Origin of the sequence: Neisseria sp. 74A18 (assembly GCF_001308005.1) — a bacterium.
Taxonomy (GTDB): Bacteria; Pseudomonadota; Gammaproteobacteria; order Burkholderiales; family Neisseriaceae; genus Neisseria; species Neisseria dumasiana.
In genome coordinates this window covers 93,802-118,275 of sequence record NZ_LGZA01000002.1, presented here as the reverse complement: position 1 = coordinate 118,275, position 24,474 = coordinate 93,802, and the positions used below count along the sequence as shown (strand labels likewise).

General features: G+C 50.5%; 25 protein-coding genes. 9 read left to right on the top strand and 16 right to left on the bottom strand.

Going from position 1 to position 24,474, the window contains the following annotated elements:
• Positions 1-223: 223 nt before the first annotated feature.
• From dapD to fur, 3 genes are all read right to left on the bottom strand, one after another.
• Complete coding sequence (gene dapD / locus AKG43_RS01445) at positions 224-1,042, bottom strand: 2,3,4,5-tetrahydropyridine-2,6-dicarboxylate N-succinyltransferase (protein WP_054598796.1); 819 nt, start codon at positions 1,040-1,042, stop codon at positions 224-226.
• A gap of 144 nt (positions 1,043-1,186) precedes the next feature.
• Entirely contained in the window at positions 1,187-1,918 is a 732-nt protein-coding gene (gene aat, locus AKG43_RS01440) for a leucyl/phenylalanyl-tRNA--protein transferase (RefSeq protein WP_054598795.1), read from the bottom strand.
• Between the two features lie 76 nt (positions 1,919-1,994).
• Positions 1,995-2,432: a ferric iron uptake transcriptional regulator gene (gene fur, locus AKG43_RS01435; RefSeq protein WP_054598794.1), complete on the bottom strand. Its 438-nt coding sequence runs from the start codon at positions 2,430-2,432 to the stop codon at positions 1,995-1,997.
• A gap of 154 nt (positions 2,433-2,586) precedes the next feature.
• On the opposite strand from fur, the gene AKG43_RS01430 reads away from it, so the two are divergent.
• Both AKG43_RS01430 and dapB read left to right on the top strand, forming a co-directional pair.
• Entirely contained in the window at positions 2,587-2,985 is a 399-nt protein-coding gene (locus AKG43_RS01430; protein ID WP_054598793.1) for an outer membrane protein assembly factor BamE, read from the top strand.
• 21 nt (positions 2,986-3,006) lie between these two features.
• A complete protein-coding gene (gene dapB / locus AKG43_RS01425; RefSeq protein ID WP_054598792.1) occupies positions 3,007-3,819 on the top strand; it encodes a 4-hydroxy-tetrahydrodipicolinate reductase in 813 nt (270 codons plus the stop codon).
• A gap of 186 nt (positions 3,820-4,005) precedes the next feature.
• Here dapB and lolD read toward each other — a convergent pair whose 3' ends face one another.
• Positions 4,006-4,686 carry a lipoprotein-releasing ABC transporter ATP-binding protein LolD gene (lolD, locus tag AKG43_RS01420; RefSeq protein WP_054598791.1) on the bottom strand — a complete coding sequence of 227 codons (681 nt, stop codon included), beginning with the start codon at positions 4,684-4,686 and terminating at the stop codon, positions 4,006-4,008.
• The gene (locus AKG43_RS01415; RefSeq protein WP_054598790.1) at positions 4,679-5,929 is read right to left on the bottom strand and encodes a lipoprotein-releasing ABC transporter permease subunit; all 1,251 of its coding nucleotides are present in this window, start codon (positions 5,927-5,929) and stop codon (positions 4,679-4,681) included. The genes lolD and AKG43_RS01415 overlap by 8 nt, the downstream gene beginning before the upstream one ends.
• 289 nt (positions 5,930-6,218) lie before the next feature.
• On the opposite strand from AKG43_RS01415, the gene AKG43_RS01405 reads away from it, so the two are divergent.
• The gene (locus AKG43_RS01405) at positions 6,219-7,163 is read left to right on the top strand and encodes a bile acid:sodium symporter family protein (RefSeq protein WP_054598788.1); all 945 of its coding nucleotides are present in this window, start codon (positions 6,219-6,221) and stop codon (positions 7,161-7,163) included.
• 189 nt (positions 7,164-7,352) lie between these two features.
• On the opposite strand, the gene AKG43_RS01400 is transcribed toward AKG43_RS01405, so the two are convergent.
• A complete protein-coding gene (locus AKG43_RS01400; protein WP_231718081.1) occupies positions 7,353-7,694 on the bottom strand; it encodes a Spy/CpxP family protein refolding chaperone in 342 nt (113 codons plus the stop codon).
• 293 nt (positions 7,695-7,987) lie between these two features.
• Here AKG43_RS01400 and rpe point away from each other — a divergent pair, with 293 nt between their 5' ends.
• Positions 7,988-8,671 carry a ribulose-phosphate 3-epimerase gene (gene rpe, locus AKG43_RS01395; RefSeq protein ID WP_054598786.1) on the top strand — a complete coding sequence of 228 codons (684 nt, stop codon included), beginning with the start codon at positions 7,988-7,990 and terminating at the stop codon, positions 8,669-8,671.
• 277 nt (positions 8,672-8,948) lie between these two features.
• On the opposite strand, the gene AKG43_RS01390 is transcribed toward rpe, so the two are convergent.
• Both AKG43_RS01390 and AKG43_RS01385 read right to left on the bottom strand, forming a co-directional pair.
• Entirely contained in the window at positions 8,949-9,383 is a 435-nt protein-coding gene (locus tag AKG43_RS01390) for a hypothetical protein (RefSeq protein WP_054598785.1), read from the bottom strand.
• Positions 9,367-10,683: a homoserine dehydrogenase gene (locus tag AKG43_RS01385; protein ID WP_054598784.1), complete on the bottom strand. Its 1,317-nt coding sequence runs from the start codon at positions 10,681-10,683 to the stop codon at positions 9,367-9,369. Before AKG43_RS01385 ends, AKG43_RS01390 begins: the two co-directional genes overlap by 17 nt.
• A gap of 139 nt (positions 10,684-10,822) precedes the next feature.
• On the opposite strand from AKG43_RS01385, the gene AKG43_RS01380 reads away from it, so the two are divergent.
• Entirely contained in the window at positions 10,823-11,191 is a 369-nt protein-coding gene (locus AKG43_RS01380) for an Mth938-like domain-containing protein (protein ID WP_054598783.1), read from the top strand.
• 33 nt (positions 11,192-11,224) lie between these two features.
• On the opposite strand, the gene AKG43_RS01375 is transcribed toward AKG43_RS01380, so the two are convergent.
• The 4 genes from AKG43_RS01375 to bfr (AKG43_RS01360) all read right to left on the bottom strand — a co-directional run bounded on the left by AKG43_RS01375 (position 11,225) and on the right by bfr (AKG43_RS01360) (position 13,956).
• The gene (locus AKG43_RS01375; RefSeq protein WP_054598782.1) at positions 11,225-11,794 is read right to left on the bottom strand and encodes an SCP2 domain-containing protein; all 570 of its coding nucleotides are present in this window, start codon (positions 11,792-11,794) and stop codon (positions 11,225-11,227) included.
• 118 nt (positions 11,795-11,912) lie between these two features.
• Positions 11,913-12,689, bottom strand: a complete 777-nt coding sequence (locus AKG43_RS01370) for a hypothetical protein (RefSeq protein WP_054598850.1) — start codon at positions 12,687-12,689, stop codon at positions 11,913-11,915.
• A 300-nt stretch (positions 12,690-12,989) separates the two neighbouring features.
• Positions 12,990-13,463: a bacterioferritin gene (gene bfr, locus AKG43_RS01365; RefSeq protein WP_054598781.1), complete on the bottom strand. Its 474-nt coding sequence runs from the start codon at positions 13,461-13,463 to the stop codon at positions 12,990-12,992.
• 28 nt (positions 13,464-13,491) lie between these two features.
• Positions 13,492-13,956 (bottom strand): bacterioferritin, encoded by a 465-nt coding sequence (gene bfr / locus AKG43_RS01360; protein WP_054598780.1) that lies wholly within the window; start codon positions 13,954-13,956, stop codon positions 13,492-13,494.
• 457 nt (positions 13,957-14,413) lie between these two features.
• Between bfr (AKG43_RS01360) and typA the strand changes: the two genes are divergently transcribed.
• Positions 14,414-16,225: a translational GTPase TypA gene (gene typA / locus AKG43_RS01355; protein ID WP_054598779.1), complete on the top strand. Its 1,812-nt coding sequence runs from the start codon at positions 14,414-14,416 to the stop codon at positions 16,223-16,225.
• Positions 16,226-16,755: 530 nt separating this feature from the next.
• Positions 16,756-18,075: a DUF445 domain-containing protein gene (locus AKG43_RS01350; RefSeq protein ID WP_054598778.1), complete on the top strand. Its 1,320-nt coding sequence runs from the start codon at positions 16,756-16,758 to the stop codon at positions 18,073-18,075.
• 70 nt (positions 18,076-18,145) lie between these two features.
• Here the strand turns inward: AKG43_RS01350 and murI are convergent, their stop codons facing one another.
• A complete protein-coding gene (gene murI / locus AKG43_RS01345; protein WP_054598849.1) occupies positions 18,146-18,955 on the bottom strand; it encodes a glutamate racemase in 810 nt (269 codons plus the stop codon).
• Positions 18,956-19,462: 507 nt separating this feature from the next.
• Here murI and tsaE point away from each other — a divergent pair.
• Together tsaE and AKG43_RS01335 are read left to right on the top strand one after the other, a co-directional pair.
• The gene (gene tsaE, locus AKG43_RS01340; RefSeq protein WP_054598777.1) at positions 19,463-19,933 is read left to right on the top strand and encodes a tRNA (adenosine(37)-N6)-threonylcarbamoyltransferase complex ATPase subunit type 1 TsaE; all 471 of its coding nucleotides are present in this window, start codon (positions 19,463-19,465) and stop codon (positions 19,931-19,933) included.
• Positions 19,921-21,216, top strand: coding sequence for an N-acetylmuramoyl-L-alanine amidase (locus tag AKG43_RS01335; RefSeq protein WP_054598776.1), 1,296 nt, complete (start codon positions 19,921-19,923; stop codon positions 21,214-21,216). Before tsaE ends, AKG43_RS01335 begins: the two co-directional genes overlap by 13 nt.
• Positions 21,217-21,363: 147 nt before the next feature.
• On the opposite strand, the gene AKG43_RS01330 is transcribed toward AKG43_RS01335, so the two are convergent.
• The 3 genes from AKG43_RS01330 to AKG43_RS01320 form a co-directional block, all read right to left on the bottom strand.
• Complete coding sequence (locus AKG43_RS01330) at positions 21,364-22,158, bottom strand: ABC transporter ATP-binding protein (protein ID WP_054598775.1); 795 nt, start codon at positions 22,156-22,158, stop codon at positions 21,364-21,366.
• A complete protein-coding gene (locus AKG43_RS01325) occupies positions 22,155-23,060 on the bottom strand; it encodes an ABC transporter permease (RefSeq protein ID WP_054598774.1) in 906 nt (301 codons plus the stop codon). Before AKG43_RS01325 ends, AKG43_RS01330 begins: the two co-directional genes overlap by 4 nt.
• Before the next feature lie 290 nt (positions 23,061-23,350).
• Positions 23,351-24,364, bottom strand: coding sequence for an ABC transporter substrate-binding protein (locus tag AKG43_RS01320; RefSeq protein ID WP_054598773.1), 1,014 nt, complete (start codon positions 24,362-24,364; stop codon positions 23,351-23,353).
• Positions 24,365-24,474: the final 110 nt, after the last annotated feature.

Genomic DNA, 24,474 nt, shown 5'->3' with positions numbered 1-24,474 from the left:
TATATAGATAATCCAACAATGAATTACAAACGGTCACTATTTCGGTTTAAATATATAGAATTCCCGGCATGAAATCCAGCCCCGCAAGCATTTGATAACTCAAATAAAAATAAACAGGCTATTCATTTTTTTTGCCGCGCCGCCCGCCCTGCGGCAAAGGCCGTCTGAATTAACCTGTTCAGACGGCCTTCTCAAAAAGCGGACGTTAGTTTAATTGCAAGACTTATACGCCGCGCAACAGTTCGTTTACGCTGGTTTTGGCACGGGTTTGTGCGTCCACTTTCTTCACGATTACCGCGCAATACAGGCTGTGGCTGCCGTCTTTGCTCGGCAGGCTGCCCGATACCACCACCGAACCGGCAGGCACGCGACCGTAGTGGATTTCGCCGGTTTCGCGGTCGTAAATTTTGGTGGATTGGCCGATATACACGCCCATCGAAATCACGCTGCCTTCTTCTACAATCACGCCTTCAACGATTTCGGAACGCGCGCCGATAAAGCAGTTGTCTTCAATAATGGTCGGGCTGGCCTGCAACGGTTCCAATACGCCGCCGATACCCACGCCGCCGCTCAAATGCACGTTTTTACCGATTTGTGCGCACGAGCCTACGGTCGCCCAAGTGTCCACCATCGTGCCTTCGTCTACATACGCACCGATGTTCACATAAGAAGGCATCAGCACCACGTTTTTCGCTACGAAACTGCCACGGCGGGCAACGGCGCCCGGCACGGCACGGAAACCGCCGGCTTTAAATTCTTCTTCGCTCCAGTCGGCAAACTTGGTCGGCACTTTGTCGAAATATTTGTTCACGCCGTCGTTTTGCACTTCGTTGTCTTGAATGCGGAACGACAACAAAACGGCCTTCTTCGCCCACTCGTTCACGACCCATTTGCCGTCTTTTTTCTCGGCAACGCGCAAAGTACCTGCATCCAGTTGTTTCAAGGTTTCTTCAACGGCGGATTTTACTTCGGCCGTTACGGTAGCCGGTGTGATGTCGGCACGGTTTTCAAAAGCGGTTTCGATGATGTTTTGTAATGACATGATTCTGTCCTGAGTTGGTTAAGTAGAAATGAAGGCCGTCTGAAAATCAGTTAACGCCTTTTTCAGACGGCATTATATAACTGTAAAACCGGATAATGATACTGGGTGCAAACGGTAAAGTCTGCTCGAAATGTTCGTTGCTTGTTAAGCACTTTCTGCATTATCTGCCAGTAAGTGCTTGGCTATGCTGTTGTCCAAAGGCATTTCCGTAAGCCGTTTCAAGGCCGTCTGAAAATCTTCAAATGCCATCTGTTCGGAACCAAAACGCGCCAGATGGTGCGTATTCTGCTGGCAATCGATCAACTCGATACCGCATTGCGCTAAATAAGCCACGGCACGGGCAAAAGCGATTTTGGAAGCATCGGGCCGAACGGCAAACATGGATTCGCCGAAAAATACCTTTCCGATTTGTACGCCGTACAAGCCGCCCGCTAGTTTCAGACGGCCTGATTCATCGGGATACCAGCATTCAAACGAATGGGCATGCCCCATTTCATGCAAACGGATATACGCCTGCTGCATGCTGCCGGTAATCCATGTGCCGTCCTGCCCCGCTCTGGGTACATGCGCACAGGCTTGAATCACAGCGGAAAAGCATTGGTTGGCGGTTACGGCATACGCTTTGTTGCGCAGGGTTTTCTGCAACGAACGGCCGATATGGATCTTTTCGGGATACAGCACGGTACGCGGCGACAAAGCCCACCAACATACCGGCTGGCCGTCTGAAAACCACGGGAAAATCCCTTGCCGGTAAGCCGCCAGCAGCCTTTCGGGGCTTAAATCGCCGCCTATGGCCACCAAGCCGTCGCGCTCCGCCACGGCTTCGGCCACATCGGGAAATGCTGTGCCGTAATGGTCTAAAAAAGGAATATCCATGCTTCAGACGGCCTTATAAAATTTCAGACGGCCTCAGGTTTACCGGGCCGTCTGAATCATTGTGCGGAACCTTGTCTCAACGCTTGCGTTTTTGCTGGCAGTCTCCGCATACGCCATACATATAAAGTGCGTGGTCAACCACTTTATAGCCGTTTTCTTCGGCAATTTTTTCTTGCAGGTTTTCGATTTCTTCGTTGTGGAACTCGGTTACTTTGCCGCACTTCACGCACACGATGTGGTCGTGATGGTCTCCCTTGTTCAGCTCGTAAACCGCTTTACCGGTTTCAAAATGGTGGCGCAGCAGAATACCTGCCTGCTCAAACTGGGTTAATACACGGTAAATGGTGGCAACGCCGATTTCGATGCCTTCGTCCAACAAAATGCGGTAAACGTCTTCCGCGCTCAAATGTTCTTCAGCGTGAGTTTCAAATAAATCCAAGATTTTCAGACGCGGGCCGGTTACTTTTAAGCCGTTGTCTTTCAATTGGGCAATATTGCTGAAATTGTTTTCCATAATGCTCTCATACCGTTGTGGTCTAATTGCCGTTATAATACGCACTTTTAGCGGCTTTGCCCACTATAAGATGATAAAGGTTTCCAATTGCCTGAACCTTTCAGGCATACCGACACCTAAAACCTGCTACGACTTGTCAACGAAAGGTAAACCTGTGAATAAAACCTTATGTCTCGCCATTGCCGCCCTGCTGGGCTTGGGTGCGTGTTCCGCCGAACGCGTATCGCATTTTCCCTCCTACAAACTGAAAATCATACAAGGCAACCAGCTTGACGCCCGCGCCGTCGCCTCGCTGCAGCCGGGCATGAGCCGCGACCAAGTTCAATTAATGTTGGGCACGCCGCTTCTGCGCGATCCTTTCCATAATGACCGCTGGGACTACACATTCAGCACCTCGCGCAACGGCGTGATCCAAGAGCAGCGCACGCTCACCCTGTATTTCGATAACGACCGTCTGGCACGCGCCGAAGGCAACGCCATCGAATACGCTATTCAGCAGCTTCAGGCCGAAGGCGTGATCCAACAGCAAGCCCAACAACCGGAAAGCAAATAACCGCCGACAAGGACTGCATACATGACTTCATTGAAGATTGCCATTGCCGGCGCAGACGGCCGCATGGGCCGCGTATTGGTTGAAGCCGTCAACCAACATCCCGAAACCGTATTGAGCGGTGCATTAGAACATTCCGGCTCACCCGCATTGGGCTTGGACGCCGGTTACGCCGTCGGTCTGAAAACCGGCATCAGCATTACCGACAATATCGACGAAGTGCTGGCTGCCAGCGACATCTTAATCGACTTTACCCGCCCCGAACCAAGCTTGGTCTATATCGAAAAATGCGCGGCAGCAGGTGTAAACATGATTATCGGCACCACCGGTTTTGACGACGCAGGCAAAGCCGCCATTCAGACGGCCTCTGAAAAAACCGGCATCGTATTCGCCGCCAATTACAGCGTCGGCGTTAACCTCACTTTCCATATTCTCGACACCGTAGCCCGCGTGTTAAACGAAGGCTACGACATCGAAATCATCGAAGCCCACCACCGCCATAAAGTCGATGCCCCCAGCGGCACCGCATTGCGCATGGGCGAAGTGATTGCCGATGCGCTCGGCCGTAACCTGAAAGAATGCGCCGTTTACGGCCGCGAAGGACACACCGGCGCGCGCGATCCTAACACCATCGGCTTTGCCACCGTGCGCGGCGGCGATATTGTCGGCGACCATACCGCCTTGTTCGCCACCGACGGCGAGCGCGTAGAGATCACGCACAAAGCCTCAAGCCGCATGACATTTGCCGCAGGAGCCGTGCGTGCTGCCGTATGGTTGGGCAAACGCAGCAACGGCCTATACGACATGCAAGACGTTTTAGGGCTGAAAAACGCTTAAGTTGAGACCTTTGAAATCGCGGGGCGAATCCCGTTTAAGGTTTATATAGTCAATCAACTCGGCTTTAACACGAGGCAGCAAGCCGCAAAAAATAAGCTGATTGACTATATACAGAGTACGGATAAAATTTGAGGCCGTCTGAAAAATAAGTTTTCAGACGGCCTTTTTGGTTTTTAGCACCGAAATTTACTTATCCGACAAATCACCGTCGGTCATGCTCATCACGCGGTCGAAGCGGGCAGCTAACTCGTCGTCATGAGTAACCACAATCAAACTCGTGCGCAATTCGTTTTTCAAATCCAACATCATATCCAGCACATTTTGAGCGTTTTTGCGATCGAGATTACCAGTCGGCTCGTCGGCCAACAGGCATTTCGGACGCGTTACCAAAGCACGGGCAATCGCCGCACGCTGGCGTTCGCCGCCGGACAGTTCGCTCGGGCGGTGCAGCATACGCTGTTTCAGACCTACTTTTTCCAACATCGCCGCCGCCTGCGCCTCGGCTTCGGCTTTCGGTTTTTTGCCGATCAGCAGCGGCATCATCACGTTTTCCAATGCCGAAAATTCGGGCAGCAGATGATGAAACTGATAAACGAAACCCAAATACTGATTGCGTAAATCGCCAAGCTGTTTTTGGTTCAACTTGCTCAAATCATGTCCCATCAAATGAACGCTGCCCGAAGTGGGCATATCCAAACCGCCGAGAATGTGCAGCAAGGTAGATTTACCGCTGCCCGAGGCACCGATAATGCTCACACTCTGGCCTTCGTTAACCTGAAAATTTAGGTTGTTGAGCACCTCCACATTTAACACACCGTCTTGATAACTTTTACTGACCTTCTGACAACTCAATACAATATTATTCATAACGCAACGCCTCCGCCGGTTGGGTTTTCGATGCCCACCAACTTGGATACAATGTGGCCAGCAATGAAAGTAAAAGTGATATAGAAACGATTATGATAACGTCCGACCATATTACGTGGGAAGGTAAATAATCTATGAAATAAATAGACGAAGGTATCAACTTTTTACCCACCAACTGCTCGATCCACTGTCCTACCACACCGATATTGAAAGCAAGTAACAATCCTAAAATCAGGCCGATGGTCGTGCCAATTACACCTAAAAGTGCACCTTGTACGAAAAATATTTTCATAATGCTCGAAGGTGCCATACCTTGCGTTCGCAAAATTGCAATCGCCGACTGTTTTTCGGTTACTGTCATTACCAACGTAGAAATCAAATTGATTGCTGCCACTAAACTGATAAAAAACATAATCACGAAAATCATGATTTTTTCAAATTTTACAGCTTCAAAATAGCTGCGGTTGGTAAAAGTCCAATCGCGTACCCATACTTTGTCTTTTTGTGCAACCGGAACCAAATTCTCAATAAAATTGGGAGCATTTTGTGGTTCCGCCAACTTCAATCTCAAACCTGCCATGCCGTCGGTCAAACGATATAAGATTTGAGCATCTTTAAGATGTGTCATCGCCAACGAATTGTCGAGTTCATATACACCGGTTCTCACAACCCCCACCACATTGAACTGCTTAAGACGGGGCACCACACCGGCAGGAGTAACATTGCCTTCGGGTGTGATTACAGTTACTTTGCCGCCTTTCTCCGCACCTAATGCGTCCGCCAAGCCTTCTCCCAGAATAATATCGAACTCTCCCGGCCTCAGATCATCAAAACTGCCCACCGGCATATCTTTGCCGTAATCGACTACGTTTTTTTCTTCCGAAGGAATAATGCCGCGAATCTGCACACCGCGCACTTCGCCTGCATTTGCCAGTAAAGCTTGATCCGCCACATAAGGTGCGCTAGCCAGCACTCCTTTGCGGTCTTTCACAAAATCGCGCAGATTCTCCCACGTTTCACCACTACTCGTCTCGTAATAGCCGATTTCGGCATGAGGAGCCACTTCTAAAAGTTTTCCTCTAATATCTTTTTGAAAGCCGTTCATCACAGACACAACCGTAATCAAGGCAATCACGCCAATCGCAATACCCACAATCGAGATAAAGCTGATAAACGACATGAATCCGTTACGTTTTTTTGCCCGCAGGTAACGCAGGCCGATCCAAGTTTCTAAAGATGCCATTTGTTCAGGCCGCCTTTATTCAGTCAAAAATAAACGCGCATTGTACCGTATTTCAAGATAAACCGCTTTAAGGCAGGTATGCCGTCTGATAAAAAACGCTAACGCCGCAAACAACATCCTTCCATCTGCTAACCACACGACAAGCACTTTTCCACACCCGGGCAAACCGCCCCTGCCCATTCGCGCAAACAGGCCGATCCGTTTTTCAGACGGCCTCTCGGGCATCTTTTTATATGATGTAAATTCGCGTATTCTTAGAGCCGTTTATCAATATTGTTTCGGAATGCATATGGAAGCGTTAACCAAATTCAGCCGCTTGGTCGGCCAAACTTTTGCTTTATGGGCGGCGTTGTTCGCCGCAATTGCGTTTATAGCCCCCGATACCTTCAAATGGGTGTTGCCGTATATTCCCGTATTACTGGGTATCATCATGTTCGGTATGGGGCTGACATTGTCTCCGGCCGATTTCAAGATTTTGGGAGAACATCCCGGAGCAGTATTCATCGGCGTAGCGGCGCAATTTGTGATTATGCCGCTCACCGCTTATGCGTTGGCTGTCGGATTCAATCTGCCTGCCGAGATTGCAGTGGGCGTTATTCTGGTCGGCTCCTGCCCCGGCGGCACCGCATCCAATGTGATCACTTATCTGGCACGCGGAAACGTGGCGCTTTCAGTGGCGGTTACCTCGGTTTCTACACTACTCGCCCCCGTGCTGACACCGGCGGTTTTCTATCTGCTCGCCAATCAGTGGCTGGATATTTCTGCCGCCGCCATGTTTGTATCGATTCTGAAAATCGTATTGTTGCCCATTATTTTGGGGGTGGTTGCACACACCCTGTTCAAAAAACAAACCGAAGCTGCCGTCGGCGTGCTGCCGTTGGTATCGGTTGTGGCGATTGTGTTGATTATCGGCGCAGTTGTGGGAGCCAGCAGAGCGAAAATTCTCGAAAGCGGCATGTTGATTTTAGGCGTAGTGATGCTGCACAACGCCATCGGCTATCTGCTCGGATTCTTTACGGCCAAGCTGTTCAAACTGCCTTACGATGTACAGAAAACTTTGTCTGTCGAAGTGGGTATGCAAAACTCGGGGTTGGGAGCGGCGCTTGCTGCTGCTTATTTCACACCGCTTGCAGCCGTACCCAGTGCTATTTTCAGCGTATGGCACAATATTTCCGGTTCGCTTTTGGCTTCTTATTGGGCATCCAAAGTAAACAAACATAAAAACACACCTTGAGCCGCCCGCCCCTCATTTGCAGCACATTTCTATATTGTGCTGCGCAGATAGGGCTGAAAACGTCTTATCCGCTTCATTGATATTAAAGAAAGCGATATAAAAGCGGAGAGGCCGTCTGAACGCTTTTCAGACGGCCTCTCTCAATCAATCGGGTCTCAATCAATCGGGCGGCGTGTGTTTATTTAATTGTTATTTTAAGCAGATATTCAGCCAATGCTGCCTTTGCGTGGGGCTGAGTAATTTATAAAAACGGTGCTGGATAGATAATTCATCTACTGCAAAATCCATGCTGGAAATATAGCGTTTTTCCACATAATCACGCGCATCGTCTTGGTTGAAGCGGTCGCTCGACAGGATTTTAATGATGTCGCGACGGCGGTTTTTCAAAATGCGGTCGTCTTTGCGGATTGATTTATCGAGTGCTTTTTTATAATCTTTACGGATATTGCGCAATTCGTTATTCTGTTCCCGCGTCAAACCCAAAGAACGGATATCGCAGTTGGGGTGGAAATCATCAAGGGTAGACGCCATCGGCCCTGCATAGGCAGAACTTAATCCGTTAAAAATCATCCAACCGCTCACCGTTATAATCGGCACTATGCGGCTGAAGCTTATCATCGCAAGCATATTGTTTTCCCAAATTTCAATATTCCCAAAATATAGCGGATATGTGTGTGAAACGCGGTATAATCGCAGTTAACTTTCGTTAATGACAATGAACTTTTCTTAAAAAGTATTATTTGCATCATAGTGTTGTCATTAATCTTTACAGTAAAATTATATATAATTTCCAAACCGGAAAATAAAACAAAAAGGATACATTTGTGCAAAAATTCCGCATTGCCCCCAGCATTCTTTCTGCCGATTTCGCCCGTTTGGGTGAAGAAGTCAGCAAAGTGATCGAGGCCGGAGCAGATTTGATCCATTTCGATGTAATGGATAATCATTATGTGCCCAACCTCACTTTCGGCCCTATGGTTTGTGCGGCATTGAAACCTTATGCCACCGTGCCTGTTGACGTGCATTTGATGGTGGAACCGGTTGACGATTTGATTCAATCGTTTGCCAAAGCCGGTGCAGACATCATTACCTTCCACCCCGAAGCCAGCAAACATATCGACCGCAGCTTGGGTTTGATTAAAGATGCGGGCTGTCAGGCCGGTTTGGTGCTGAATCCGGCCACACCGGTTTATCTGCTTGAGAATGTGTTGGACAAACTGGATATGGTACTGCTGATGTCGGTAAATCCGGGTTTCGGCGGGCAAAGCTTTATCCCGCAAACGCTGGTAAAAATCCGCCAAGTGCGCGATTTGCTGAACATGTATGAAGCGGAAAGCGGCCGCAAAATTGCTTTGGAAGTGGACGGCGGCATCAAAACCGACAATATTGCCGAAGTAGCGCGGGCCGGTGCGGATACTTTTGTAGCCGGTTCGGCCATCTTCGGCCAAGCTGATTACAAAGCAGTTATCGATAACATGAGGGCAGAATTGGCTTCGTTGGAAGTTTAATGTCTTTAAACCAACAATAAATGTGGTTAATGATTGTTTTAGATTAACTGTCTGAGACCTTTGCAAAACCCTCAGATGTGGATGCAGTTCAAGGCGTAGCAGCACAGCTAATGCAGAGATATCAATAGATAGGCAAACGAGCGGGCAGCGCAAACGCAGAAATGCGCTGCAGATGGGGGTTTTGCAAAGGTCTCGGCCTACATATATAAACATAAAACTATAAAAACTGTGAGGCCGTCTGAAATATTTTCAGACGGCCTCACAATCTTTGTTTAACCTATTTGGCTTTAGCGGTTAACGATGCGATACACTGTTGGTCGCGCGCTTCAAACGCCTGCACGCCGCCGAGTAAATCCAACTGCTCTTGTGGAGAAAGCGAACTGAGCGATTGGATTTGCTTCTCGCTCAATTTCTCCAAAGGTTCGTCCCACATACAAATGCAGTAATTATGGATAACCTGCTCGGATTTTCCTTCCAAACCGGCAGCCTTTAAGTCGGCCTGCCACTTTTCGGAAAACGGCACGTTTTTCACGCACGAATCCACAATCGCCTGTTTGGCTTTGGGTTTGGAAAGCGCACAATTGGACAACAATCCGAATACCGCCAGCAAACTCAACACGATAAACGCCCAAATACGGATGGTGCGTATCTTGGCTCGTGCTTTACGGCGTTGTTCTTCAGGCGTTAAAACCTGATTATCCTTGTTGTCCATGCAGGCTCTCCATGCGGATCATCACCACAGGTTTTTGAACAACTTCCAACGCTTCGATGGCGGCGATGGCGGTTTTGATATTTTTCTCTACCGTACTGTGGGTCAGAATCACGATCTCAGCCGAGCCGCCGTCGATTACGCCTTTTTGAATCAAGGCTTCAATAGACACGCCTTCTTTGGCCAGCAGATTGGCAATTTGCCCCAATACACCCGGCTCGTCTTTGGCTTGAACACGCAAATAATAGCTGCTGGTAATCTCATCCATCGTGAGCATGGGCTGGGTTTTCACTTGTGCCGGCTGGAACGCCAAATGGGGCACGCGGTTGTCGGTATCGGCGGTAATCAAGCGGCAAATATCGACAATATCGGCCACCACCGCACTGGCAGTCGGCAACGCACCGGCACCGGCACCGTAATAAAGGGTTTCGCCCACCATATCGGCATCCACGCGCACGGCATTCATCACGCCGTTTACATTGGCCAGCAAACGGCATTCAGGAATCAGGGTAGGATGTACGCGCAGCTCGATGCCTTTGTCGGATTTGCGGGTAATGCCCAGCAATTTGATGCGGTAGCCCAACTCTTCGGCATATTTAATATCGCGGCTTTCCAGTTTGCTGATGCCTTCGAGATAACAAGCATTGAAGTTTACCGGCGTACCGAATGCCAACGAACTCATGATGGTGATTTTATGACCCGCATCATGGCCTTCGATATCAAAAGTCGGGTCGGCTTCCGCATAACCCAGCTCTTGCGCCTGCTTCAACACATCGGCAAACGCACTGCCTTTTTCGCGCATTTCGGTTAGGATGAAATTGCTGGTTCCGTTGATGATGCCTGCAATCGAGCGGATTTTGTTGGCAGACAAACCTTCGCGCAAAGCCTTGATAATCGGAATGCCGCCGGCCACTGCGGCTTCAAACTGCACCATCACGTTTTTTTGCTCGGCCAACGGAAAAATTTCGTTGCCGTATTCGGCCAACAGTTTTTTATTGGCGGTAACGATATGTTTGCCGTTTTCAATGGCTTTCAATACGGCATCTTTGGCGGCTCCGGTACCGCCGAACAACTCGACGACGATATCCACATCGTCGCGCTGAACCAGCTCGAACGGATCTTTAACAAAGGCTGCATCGGGGCACAGTGTGCGGACTTTTTCTTCGCTCGAATCACAAACGGCCGAAATATGCACATCGCGCCCCAAGCGGCGGCTGATTTCTGCGGCATTGTCCTGCAACACTCGGGCCGTGCCGCTGCCGACCGTACCCAATCCCAAAATTCCGATATAAACAGGCTTCATTATGTCTCCTTAAGCCGTTGTATGTTAGTATTCTGCAAGTAATATTGCTTGAAGCAAAGGCTGTAATCCTACCTGAAATCGCCCGTCTGTGCATCTGAAATTCAGGCTGGGGGCGGCGTACAAACCTTAAGGAAGCGTTATGTTGATTGAAGAAAATACGTTCGGCTCGGAAGCCGCCATCACAGCCTATGCGCCCGGCCGTATCGAAATTAACGGTCAGGCTTATACCGAAGCGGTTATTTTAAAAGAAGATAAAATTGAAAAACCGGCAAAAGCCATGCCGTCTGAACTGACGGCAGACGATTTTTTTCAGACGGCCTCAGAAACGCTGCCCGTAGTGATTTTGGTCGGCACGGGTGAAAAACAAGTGTTTCTGCATCCTAAAATTACTGCTGCGCTCGCTGCCAAAGGTATAGGTTTGGAATCTATGACTACCGCCTCTGCCTGCCGCACTTTTATGATTCTGCAAAGCGAAGGCCGTAAAGTTTGGGCGTGGCTGTGGCCTTAAAAAGCACGAAGCCAATGCCGTACCTTATTGACCTTATTGTTGCAAACGGTTTTCCAGTTTTTCCAATCTCACGGCCAGCCTTTCCACATCATCGCGCAATGTATCGACTTCTCGCGACCAAACGGCCAACGTTTCCCGATCAGCCACCGGCGATTCGGGTTCGCGGGCAAATTCCCCCAATTGCTCCAGCACGCTCAAACCCATCTTTTTAAACAAGTTGCCCGTTTTTTCGGCACGGGTGTTGATGCTTCCTGCCAACGCATCGCCAAACATACGGCTCAAGTCGTCGTGTGCGTGGTAACGCAGGCTGCCGATCAGGGGCAATAAAGCCATGCCCAAGCCGGTATCTCCGCCGATTTCCACATCGCCCACTCCCGGAGTCTGCGCCTGCAAAACCTTTTGAACGGCACTTGGCCGAAAGTTGATTTCGGTATCGGCTTCGGCTGCTGCGGGTTTTAAAAAGCCCTGCCCGTCAAACGTACCCTGAATGTGAAGCCCTGCAACGCGCAGGCTGAGTGTGTTGCCTGCGAAAGCTGCCAGCTCGGCTTGTGTTTCGCGGTTTTGCTGAATCAGATGGTTGATAATGGGAAGAAGGGCTGTCATGTTTGTCTTTCGTTATCGAGGCCATCTGAAATAAAAATATGGTTTTTCAGACGGCCTGCACGGTCTTATGGGCGGGTCGGCGCTTACGCTAACTATAAATGAAATGCAAACAACTATATCACACGAATATATGTGCAAAATCATCGTATGCCGTATCTACGGTTTTGCCGCCTTTTGTGTCTGTCGGGTCATAATCAGGCTCGGGCAGTCCTAGTTTTAAGGCTTCTGCGCGATAAAATTCCCGCTTCGAGGGATGCCTCGGCTCGATAATATTGCGTATGCGCACGCCGCCGGGTGTGCATACGGCATCGTGTAAAGCGGCAACGGCAAAATCTTTATGAACCATATTCACGGGCTGCTCCGCCCCTGCGATGCCGCTACGCTTCAACAGGCTGTTCAAAGGGTGGCGGTCGGCCGAATACAGCCCGCCGAACCGCAGAATGTCGATATTGGGAATGCCGCTGTTTAGAAACACTTGCTCGGCTTCCAGCACCTTACGGGCGCTGCCGGTTTGCGGGTCGGTTATACTTTGCTCGTTGCAGGCGCGGGCTTTATCGCCGTAAACACCCGTACTGCTTGAGTAAATCACATGCCGCACACCGTATTGCACCGCCAGCGCCAACCATTGCCGGAGCATAGGCGCATAATGTTCTGCCGATGAAGGCGGCAGCAGGCAAATCCACACCGGCTTATCTGCCCACTTTTGCCAAAAGGCCGTCTGAAAAATATTCGGATCATTCAAATCGGCAATATTCAGCTCTACGGGCAGATTGATGTCGTCGGATGTCAGCGTTTTTTTCACGGCCGCCACACGGCTGCCTTGCTCAAACAGTTTTTCTGCCAATGCTTTGCCTAAATAGCCCATACCGAGTATGGCGCAATCGGGTGTATTCATGATTTCAGACGGCCTCTTCTTAAGGTAAATGTATCCGTATGCCGGTAAAAACGGCAAGTGCCTTATTGTATAGCAAATAAACTTATTTTTGATACGGGGCGGCCGGCCGCAGGAATACAGGTAACACAAAGGCACAGCGACGCCGTAGCAGAAATAAAGTTTGTTTGCCATATCAGCTTCCGGCGCGCAAACCGCCGGAAAACATTCTGCAACGGACAAAAGAAAAACGGCATACATTTGCGTATGCCGTTTGCTTTAAGGTGCTCAAAAAGACTGCTGTATTTGGCAGTGGTTTGTGTTTTAGTCCTCTTGCGCCCCGGTTTGCAGATAGTTTGCCAAGCCCATGCCGGCAATCAGTTCCTGCTGTGTTTCCAGCCAGTCGATATGCTCTTCGTTGATGTCTTTCAACTTTTCCAACAACTGACGCGAAACATAATCCTGCTTCTCTTCGCACAAAGCAATGGCCTGAATCAAAGCGGTATGTTTTTCCTGCTCTTTGGTCAAATCGCATTGAATGATTTCTTCGGTATTTTCACCAATCAGCAGCTTGCCCAAATCTTGCAGGTTAGGCAGGCCTTCGAGCAGCAGCACGCGTTCGATAATATCGTCGGCAGCCTTCATTTCTACGATAGATTGCTTATAGAAATGCTCGCCCAGCTCTTCCAAACCCCAATTTTTCAAAATACGGGCATGAAGAAAATATTGGTTGATGGTTACCAGCAGCAAGCCCAAATTTTTGTTCAGCTCGCGGATAACCGCACGATCGCCTTGCATCATGATCTCCTTTCAGACGGTCTGTTGCTTACAGCTGGCTTTGCAGATAATTTTGAATGCCTACCATATCAATCAGGCGCAATTGTTTTTCCAACCAGTGTGCATGGTCTTCTTCAGTGTCTTTCAACTGTTCCACCAACAGTTCGCGGGTAACGTAATCCTGTTTTTCTTCACACAGTTTGATGCCTTTTTTGAGCGCGGCCTGAACTTCCAATTCTGTGTTCAAATCGGCTTTCAGCATGGCGGGAACATCGGCACCCACATTGATTTTAGACGGAACCATGTTCGGAATACCGCCCAACATTAAAATACGGCGGATAAACGCTTCGGCATGCAGGGTTTCATCTTCCATTTCATGGCCGATGCGTTCGAATAATTTGGTGTAGCCCCATTCGGCATACATGCGCGAGTGGATAAAATACTGGTCGCGAGCAGCCAATTCGCCGGCCAATAATTCGTTCATATAATCAATAACAGCTTTGTCGCCTTGCATGGTGTGTCCTTTCTTGATTCGTCATTTCGGCACCGCCGGATGTCGGGCGCCGTGTGTTTAAGCGAATTGTATGTAAGAACATGCCAATGCACAAATTTTCTATTTAAAATACAAATAATTATCAAAAAGCTATACCGCCCCAAAACAGGTTTTAAAAATTTATTTAATTGTTTATATTCATCTTTTGTTGCTGATAATATTGATAAGCTGTTGCATTAAAAATATTTATTTTCTTTTTTTAACCTTAATTAACCATAAGAAAATCGCACATTCCCGATTTTTATTCATCCTTCAAATCATTTTTGAATTTTTCTTTTGTTTTCATCTATCTAGGCGATTGAAATTTTTAACTCCCTACTCTCTTTTACCCTACATTGATTTGAAATTCTCACAGAAAAATACAATAAGCGTGCTACAATACGCGGTTATTTTTTAGTGATAAGACGTAAACACACCCATGAAACAAATCAGAAATATCGCCATCATCGCCCACGTCGACCACGGCAAAACCACCTTGGTAGACCAGCTCTTGCGCCAATCCGGCACTTTCCGCGCCAACCAGCAGGTTGACGAGCGCGTGATGGACAGCAACGATCTCGAAAAAGAACGCGGCATTACCATTCTTGCCAAAAACACCGCCATCGAATACGAAGGCTACCACATCAATATCGTCGATACCCCCGGACACGCCGACTTCGGCGGCGAGGTAGAGCGCGTCTTAGGCATGGTCGATTGCGTGGTATTGCTGGTGGACGCTCAAGAAGGCCCCATGCCGCAAACCCGCTTCGTTACCAAAAAAGCCTTGGCGTTAGGTCTGCGCCCGATTGTTGTGATCAACAAAATCGACAAACCGAGCGCGCGCCCGAGCTGGGTAATCGACCAAACCTTCGAGCTGTTCGACAAACTCGGCGCAACCAACGAGCAATTGGATTTCCCCATTGTGTACGCATCCGGCTTGAGCGGTTTTGCCAAATTGGAAGAAGATGACGAAAGCAGCGACATGCGCCCGCTGTTTGAAACCATTCTCAAGCACACCCCTCCTCCCAGCGGCAATGCCGACGAAACCCTGCAACTACAAATTTCCCAACTCGACTATGACAACTACACCGGCCGCTTGGGTATCGGCCGCATTTTGAACGGCCGCATCAAACCCGGCCAAGTGGTTGCCGTTATGAACCACGAAAAACAAGTGGCACAAGGCCGCATCAACCAACTGTTGGGCTTTAAAGGCTTGGAGCGCGTACCCTTGCAAGAGGCCGAAGCCGGCGACATCGTGATTATTTCCGGCATTGAAGACATCGGCATCGGCGTTACCATCACCGATAAAGACAACCCCCAAGGTCTGCCCATGTTGAGCGTGGACGAGCCTACCCTGACGATGGACTTTATGGTGAACACCTCTCCTCTGGCCGGCACCGAAGGCAAATTCGTTACCTCGCGCCAAATCCGCGACCGCTTGCAAAAAGAATTGCTGACCAACGTCGCCCTGCGTGTGGAAGATACCGAAGATGCCGACGTATTCCGCGTATCCGGCCGCGGCGAACTGCACTTGACCATTCTGTTGGAAAACATGCGCCGCGAAGGTTACGAACTGGCAGTAGGCAAACCGCGCGTGGTGTTCCGCGAAATCGACGGCCAAAAATGCGAGCCTTATGAAAACCTGACCGTTGATGTGCCCGACGACAACCAAGGTGCCGTGATGGAAGAACTCGGCCGCCGCCGCGGCGAGCTGACCAATATGGAAAGCGACGGCAACGGCCGCACCCGTTTGGAATACCACATCCCCGCACGCGGCCTGATCGGTTTCCAAGGCGAGTTTATGACCTTAACCCGCGGTGTCGGCCTGATGAGCCACGTTTTCGATGATTACGCGCCCGTGAAACCCGATATGCCCGGCCGCCACAACGGCGTTTTGGTTTCTCAAGAACAAGGCGAAGCGGTGGCTTACGCATTGTGGAACTTAGAAGACCGCGGCCGTATGTTCGTATCGCCCGGCGAAAAAATCTATGAAGGCATGATTATCGGCATCCACAGCCGCGACAACGACTTGGTGGTTAACCCCTTAAAAGGTAAAAAACTCACCAACGTGCGCGCCAGCGGCACCGACGAAGCCGTGCGCCTGACCACGCCGATCAAGCTGACTTTGGAAAGCGCGGTTGAGTTTATCGACGACGACGAACTGGTAGAAATCACCCCGCAATCCATCCGCCTGCGCAAGCGTTACCTGCAAGAACACGAACGCCGTAAACACTTCAAAAAATTAGATTAATCTTAAGCATAAAATCTCAAGGCCGTCTGAACACAATGTTTTCAGACGGCCTTTCTTTATGTTTAATACAAGGCTGCAACGCCACAGTAAACAATAAATTGATTGCCATGCTCCTCGAACAGCATCCACATTTAGGCGTTTTGCAAAAGTCTCTATATATTCCGCAAATCTGCCGATAATATTGTGCGTATTCTGTGGATAAGTAAACATGCCGATTGAAACATAAAGAAAATTTCAAGCTGCTTAAAAATTAATCACCAACAAGGAAAAGCCCACGGTAAATGTTTATGGTGGTGTGTATGGCCTGTGGATAAAACGCCTAACTGCATTATTTCACACTAAAAAATAAATGTGCTTAAAAATTAGGCAATTTATAAAACCATTGAAGCGGTATAATGAAAAAGATACGGCAGGAAACCACGGTTAAAGCCGGGCGGATTCGTTGTGCATCCAACTTCGGATTGATCACCGCCTGCAACCCGTAATGTTTTTCCGCCATATAACAACAAGCAGCACACAAGGAAGCCGCCATGCATACACTCTCTGCCGAAACCAGGGCGCAAGCCGCGCGCGCCCGTTTGAAGAAAAGCCGCCGTTGGGCCACCGGCCTGCTGCTCGCGGCAGGCGTGCTGTTTGTGGTTTCGGCGTGGTATGTAAGCCGCTATCCCGCGCTGGGCTATGTGAAAGCATTTGCCGAAGCAGCGATGGTAGGCGCGCTGGCCGATTGGTTTGCAGTAACCGCTTTGTTCAGACGGCCTCTCGGATTACCTATTCCGCACACGGCCATTCTGCCCCGTAACCAGCACCGCATTGCCGACGAATTGGGCAGGTTTATCGAAAACAACTTTTTACAGAGCAAGCCCATTGCCCTGCGTGTTTATCAGGCCAAACCGAGCGAAAAGCTGCTGGCACGGTTGGCAGACCCCCAAACGCGCGATTTTTGGCTGCCGTGGCTAGCCAAGCAGATTCCGCCGTTGCTGAATATCGCCAAACCCGAACAAGTATCGCGCTTTTTAAGCCGTTTACTGGCAGAGCAATACAGCGGCGAGCGCATCGGCAAAACTTTTTCAGACGGCCTCAAAGCTTTAAAAGCCCAAGGCATGCACGAAACGCTGTTTGTGGCCGTACTCAAACAAACGCGTCGCTGGCTGCAAGATCCTGAAACCCGCGTGCTGCTCGAACGCAATTTGCGCGAATGGGCGGCGCGCATCGAGAGCGATGCACCTACCACTTGGGAAAAACTGAAAGCCTCGCTCAAAGGTACTTTGGTGGACAAAGTGGACGGCTGGGTATCGGAAAAAGTGCTGGACTGGGCCGACGGCTACCTCGCCGCCGCACTCGCCGACCCCGATCACCGCATCCGCGGGGCATTCAATGAGCAATACGACCGCGTTACCGACGCTTTGAGCCGTTCGCGCTTATGGCACAAGCGTTTGGAGCAAGGCAAAATGAAGCTGGCCGATGCGCCTGCGGTTCAGGAAATCCTGATGAAAAGCTGGCAGGGGCTGCAAAAATGGGCGGCCGACGATGTGGAAAAATCCGAATCGCTGTGTTTGATACAGCTTAACAAACTGCTCGACCACATGCTTTCCCAAGCCAAACGGCACCCGCAATTTCTCCGCCGTGCCGACGTGCGTATTTCGCTGTTGGTACGCGATTTTGTGATGCGCTATAAAGACAGGGCGGCATTGTTTGTATCGGACAAAGTTAAAGCATGGGACAGCAGGCAGATGGTGGAAAAGCTGGAGTTGAGCGTCGGCCGCGATTTGCAGTTTATCCGCATCAACGGCACGCTGGTCGGAGGATTGGTGGGATTGGTGATTTACAGTGTGTCTAAGTGGCTGTTTTAGAGCCGTTCTCGAAATGGCATCAGGCCGTCTGAATTTTCAGACGGCCTGATGCCATTTCAAGCAGATTGAATCAACCCAAAGTAACCATTTCAATCTGATCCATACTGCGCCCCAAGAACCGCTCACCGATGGTACGGAAACGCAACGGAATATCGCTCACATAAAAACGGTAATCAGGCTGGGCATTATCGGTGTTGAGCAAGCCCGCCTCCGTTAAGGCTTTTGCCGCAGCTTCCGCCGTAGTCAGCGCAGAATCCACCAAAGTTACCCCGGGCGCTTCTTCGCGCAGCAACGGCTTAAGCAACGGATAATGCGTACACCCCAAAACCAACGTATCGATATCATCGGCCAGCAACGGCTTCAGATATTCGCGTGCCGTCAAACGGGTTACTTCATGGTCAAGCCAGCCCTCTTCCACCAGCGGAACCAGCAGCGGGCAGGCTTGCGATTGGACGCGGGCTTCGGGATTGCGGCTGTGTATCGCGCGTGCGTAGGCATTGCTGTTAACGGTTGTGCTGGTGGCGATAATGCCGATATGGTTGTTGCGCGTGGTGCGCAACGCAGCTTCGGCACCTGCCGTAATCACGTCCAAAACAGGCATATTGCCCGCCATTGCCCGCACTTTATGCCCGGCTACCGCAGCAATGGTATTGCAGGCGATAACCAATGCTTTCACTTCGTTTTGCAGAAGAAAATCAACAATCTGGGCAGTAAATGCTTCAATTGTGGCGCGGGACTTCACCCCGTAGGGAACACGCGCGGTATCGCCGAAATAAACGATGTTTTCCATCGGCAACCGCTCCATCAGTGCCCGCACGTTGGTCAAGCCGCCCACACCGGAATCGAATACCCCGATGGGTCGTTGTTTGGTATTGTTCATCATATTCTATAAGGCCGTCTGAAACTTTTTTCAGACGGCCTTTTGCTCTTGTTTAACGATAGGGCCGATTGTACACCTTTTCAAACCAGCAGGCATGGCTGCTCAAATCCGGCCTTCCCAACCGGCAGCCTTTTTCACCCTTTTCAATCGGACTGTTCCGAAAAGATGAGACCTTTGCAAAACCGCCAGATGTGGATGCAGTTCAAGGCGTAGCAGCACAGCGAGTGCAGACATATCATATAGATAGGCAAACGAGCGAGCAGCGCGCAACGCAGAAATGCGCCGCAGATGGGGGGTTTTGCAAAGGTCTCAAGATTGCTGTTTGCGGTGTACGGTATATGTAAGATGCGTCTTCAAAAGGCTTGTTGGGCATTTTTTAGCTTCGCAAGCCTGCCGACAACACGCCCTAATGCAATTTTATCGGTATATAAGGTTCCCAATCCTTTTGAATTAACGCATAATTGGGCTTTGAAAATCTTATTCATTCACATCAAGCGAGATGCTGTTATGGAATTGGCAAAAATCACCCGCTTTCTGCCTGATGAAGAAGCTACGCTGAAACTGGGCGAAAGTTGGGCCGCAAGCATTATGCCGCCGCTGGTGGTTTATCTGCAAGGCGATTTGGGTGCAGGCAAAACCACTTTTACCCGCGGCCTGCTGAGCGGAGCCGGTTATCAGGGTGCCGTGAAAAGCCCCACCTATACCATCGTAGAATCTTACCCTCTTCCGCGCTTTACATTGCTGCACCACTTCGATCTCTACCGTTTCACCACTCCCGAAGAATGGGAAGATGCCGGGTTGGACGATTTATTTGCCGACAACTGCCTCTGCCTGATCGAATGGCCGGAACAAGGCGGTTCGTTCGTGCCGCCGGCCGACCTTACCGTAACACTCCAACATCATGAATCAGGCCGAAATTGCACGATTGAAGCCCACACCGACAAAGGCAGGAAAAGTTTAGAAACATGGTTAAATTAACACGCCGTCAAATTGTCAGCCGCACCGCTGCGGGTTTACTGTTCACGCTTACCCCCATCGGCGCATTGGCCAAAGCTACCGCGCCGCAGTTTGTCGCAGTCCGCATCTGGCCTGCCCGCGCCTACACCCGCATCACGCTGGAATCTTCCCAAGCCATCAAATACAAGCATTTCACTTTGGATAACCCCGCCCGTTTGGTCGTGGATATCGAAGGCGCAACACTCAACAACGTGTTGCAGAGCATGTCGGCCAAAGTACAGAAAAGCGACCCTTATATCCAAAACATCCGCGTGGGGCAAAACACCGCTTCTACGGTGCGCGTAGTGATTGATTTGAAGCAGGCCGCCAATCCGCAGGTATTCACACTCGCGCCGATTGCCAACTTCCGCAACCGTTTGGTAGTGGATTTATATCCTTCCGCCGCAACTGCACTGGCAGCCGAAGCCAACGACCCTCTGATGGCCTTGCTGAACGATTATTCGCAAGGCAAAATCCGCAGCGACGGCACAGGCTCGGGGCACACCCCGCCCGTGCGCGAACGCCAACCCGCCATCATCGACACCCCTCCGCCCAGCACACCTAACCGCCGCGACCGCCGCCCCATAATCGTGCTCGACCCCGGCCACGGCGGAGAAGATCCCGGCGCCATCAGCAAGGGCGGTTTGCGCGAAAAAGACGTGGTTCTTTCCATTGCCCGCGCCGCTAAAAAGCGTCTTGAAGGAATGGGTTATAAAACCTACATGACCCGCAACGAAGATGTGTTCATTCCGCTCGGAGTGCGGGTAGCCAAAGCACGCCAACTCAAGGCCGACGTATTTGTGTCGATTCACGCCGACTCTTTTACCAGCCCTACCGCGCGCGGCACCGGCGTTTATGCCTTAAGCACGCGCGGAGCCACCAGTGCCGCCGCTAAATTTTTGGCTCAAACCCAAAACAGTGCCGACTTGATCGGCGGCGTGCAAAAAATGGGCAACCGTAGTGTTGACAACGCTATTTTGGATATGACGCAAACCGTTACCATCAAAGACAGCATGGTGCTGGGGCGTCATGTTTTGAACGAATTGGGCAAGCTCAACAAATTGCACAAAGGCCACGTTGACCAAGCCAACTTTGCCGTGTTGAGAGCGCCTGATATCCCTTCTATTTTGGTAGAAACGGCATTTTTGTCGAACCCGACCGAAGAAAAGCTGCTGGCCAGCCATTCTTTCCGCCAGAAAAGTGCCGAAGCCATTGCCGACGGCATCAAAACCTATCTGGGTAAAGCCGTGTTGGCGCGGCGGTAATACAGCGTAGCTTACAACGTAAGGGGCGGAGATGTGATCCGCCCCTACGATTATCTTACTAAAACCTTCCGGCGGCACAATCCGGGCAATGCTTGCAACATCTGCCTTATCCATCACCCTTCACGTCTCAATATCCGCCGCTTGCGCTTAATCCAGCAACAGCGCATCGTCCGATACTTTTTCTCCGCGCGTTTGCTCGAACAAATCCAACAAATCCTGCACATCCATGCCTTTGCGCTGCTCGCCCGAAACATCCAACACCACTTTACCCTGATGCAGCATGACCGTGCGGTTGCCGTGGTCGAGGGCTTGGCGCATGGAGTGGGTTACCATCATCGCGGTGAGCTTGTTTTCTTCGATGATTTTATCGGTGAGTTCCAACACAAACGCAGCGGTTTTGGGGTCGAGTGCGGCGGTGTGCTCGTCGAGCAGCAGGATTTTGCTCGGCTGCAAACTGGCCATCAGCAGGCTCACGGCTTGGCGTTGGCCGCCGGAAAGCAGACCGATGCGGTCGGTTAGGCGGTTTTCGAGGCCGAGTTTTAAAATTGCCAGCTTTTCGCGAAACAGCTCGCGGTTTTCTTTATTGAGCGCAAAGCCTAAACCGCGTTTGCCGCCGCGCGAATAAGCCAACGCCATGTTTTCTTCGATGCTCAAAGCCTCGCATGTGCCGGCCAGCGGGTCTTGAAACACGCGGGCAACCAGATGGGCGCGTTTGTGTGCAGGCAGGCGGGTCACGTCTTGGCCGTCGATGTGGATGCTGCCGCTGTCCACCATCAAATCGCCGCTGATAGCGTTGAGAAAGGTAGACTTACCCGCACCGTTGCTGCCGATCACGGTTACAAATTCGCCGTCTCGAATGTTTAAGCTCATGCCGCGCATGGCGGGGTTTTCAATCGGTGTACCGGCGTTGAAAGTGATTTTTAAATTGTCGGCGCGCATCATGATGTCTGTTTCCTTTTAAAAGCCCGTTTCATCATCGGCAAACGCAGGGCAAGCACAACGAGGATGGCGGTAATCAGGTTCAGGTCGGTCGGGCGTACCCCCACACCTTGCAGAAATTCGTTGCCCAAGGCAAAAGCAATCAGCAGGCGGTAAACCAATGCACCTAAAATGGCGGCTAAAGTAATGAAAATAATACGTTTGCTGCCCAACAGGTTCTCACCGATAATCACCGCAGCCAAGCCGATCACAATCGTGCCGATACCGCTGGCCAGATCCGCACTGCCGGTGGTTTGGGCAAACAGTGCGCCGCCCAAGGCAATCAAAGCATTGGAAATCGCCATGCCCAGCACAATCATTTTAGAAGTGGCCACGCCTTGCGCTTTGGCCATGCGGGCGTTCACACCGGTGGCACGCATGGCCAAGCCGGTTTTGGTGTTGAAAAACCAATCCAGCAGCAATTTGGCCAGCACGACGAAACCTAAAATAATCAGCGGCTGCACCCAAAACTGGTTGCTGTAATCTTCGGCCACAAACGGAGAAAACACGCTGGGCGCGCCGATCAGCGGCAGGTTGGGCGTGCCGCCAGTAATACGCAGGTTTACCGAATACAGCGCCACCATCACCAAAATACTGGCCAGCAGCGGCAGTATTTTCAGCGATACGTTTAACCAAGCCGTTACCATGCCCGCACACGCACCGGCGGCGGCGGCGGCCAAGCAGGCCAACCACGGGCTGACACCCAAGCCCACGCACACGGCAAATACGACGGCGCCCAAAGGAAAACTGCCGTCGGCAGTCAAATCGGGGAAATCAAGAATGCGGAACGAAATCAACACGCCCAACGCCACTAAAGCGTAAATCAGGCCGGCTTCTATTCCGCCAAAGAACGCAATCAAACTCATCTTATGGAAAACTTCCTATTCAACAACATCTGCACCTTCGAAACATGATTTTCAGACGGCCTCAAACCTGTGGCGCCATATCGCTTAAGCTCCGGTTGCTTGGTTTACAGCACATAAACTTTATTTCTGCTACGGCGTTACTGCGCCTTACCGATGCCGTCTGAAAAGCTGCCGCAACCCTTTGCCGAATCACCGCTTTCAACGGTTTCCGTGCCTCGAAGGTATGGAAAACAACCAGCCAACCGAAGGCTGGCTGATTTTATTTATATATTTGAAATGTGAAACCCGATTTATTCCGAAACCTGTTTGGCTTGCTTCATTACGTCTTCCGACAAAGCAATCCCTTGGGCGGCGGCGTTTTTCTTGCTCAAAAACAGATCCAGCGTTTCCATGCGGGCAGAAGGAATCTCTCCGGCTTTTTTACCGGCCAGAATCTGAGCCGTAATGTCGCCGGCTTTTTTACCCAAATCGTAGTAGTTCACGCCCAAAGCCGCTACTGCTCCGCGGGCAACCGAATCGGTGTCGGAAGCGATCAACGGTTTTTTCATTTCTACCGCCGCTTTGTTCATAGATTCGTAAGAAGACACCACATTGTTGTCTAAAGAGGTGTAAATCAGATCAACTTTTCCGTTCAGGCTGCGGGCGGCCGTGAGCACATCGGAAGAACGCTGTGCGGGAGCCGTTACCAAATTGATGCCTTGCGGCTCGAGTTTGGCCTTCAATTGTTCCAGCACGGTGGTAGAGTTTACTTCGCCGGGGCTGTACACATAACCGACATTTTTTACGGTAGGCACGATTTTTTTCATCAAATCAATTTGCGGCTCCAACGGCAGTTCATCAGAAATGCCGGTTACGTTGGTATTCGACGCCTCAAAACCCGGAACCAGCTTGGCCGCAACCGGATCGGTTACTGCGGCATAAACCACAGGAATGGTTTTGGTGGCCGCCACCATAGATTGCGCACTCGGCGTTGCAATCGCCACCACAACGTCGGGATTGTCGCCGACAAATTTTTTGGCAATCTGCGCGGCATTAGCGGTGCTGCCTTGCGCGCTTTGGAAATCAATGGTCAGGTTCTTACCTTCTTCGTAGCCTTTGGCTTCCAACTCATCAATCACACCCTTACGCACGGCATCGAGCGCGGGGTGTTCGACAATGGCGGTAATGGCTACTTTTTTGGCGGTCGCAGGTTCGGCGGCAGAAGAAGCGGCGGTATTGTTTTTTTGTTCTGCGGGCGAACACGCTGCCAACATCATGGCGGCAAGGGTGCTTAATGCGTATTTGGTTGCAGTTTGGCGTTTCATATTGTCGTTGCTCCTATATAAACGGACTGGCTTAACTGAATTTTTGTAATAATATTTTAATTTTTTTAAAAAAGCATCGCATTAGGCCGTCTTAAAAAGCAATATTGATA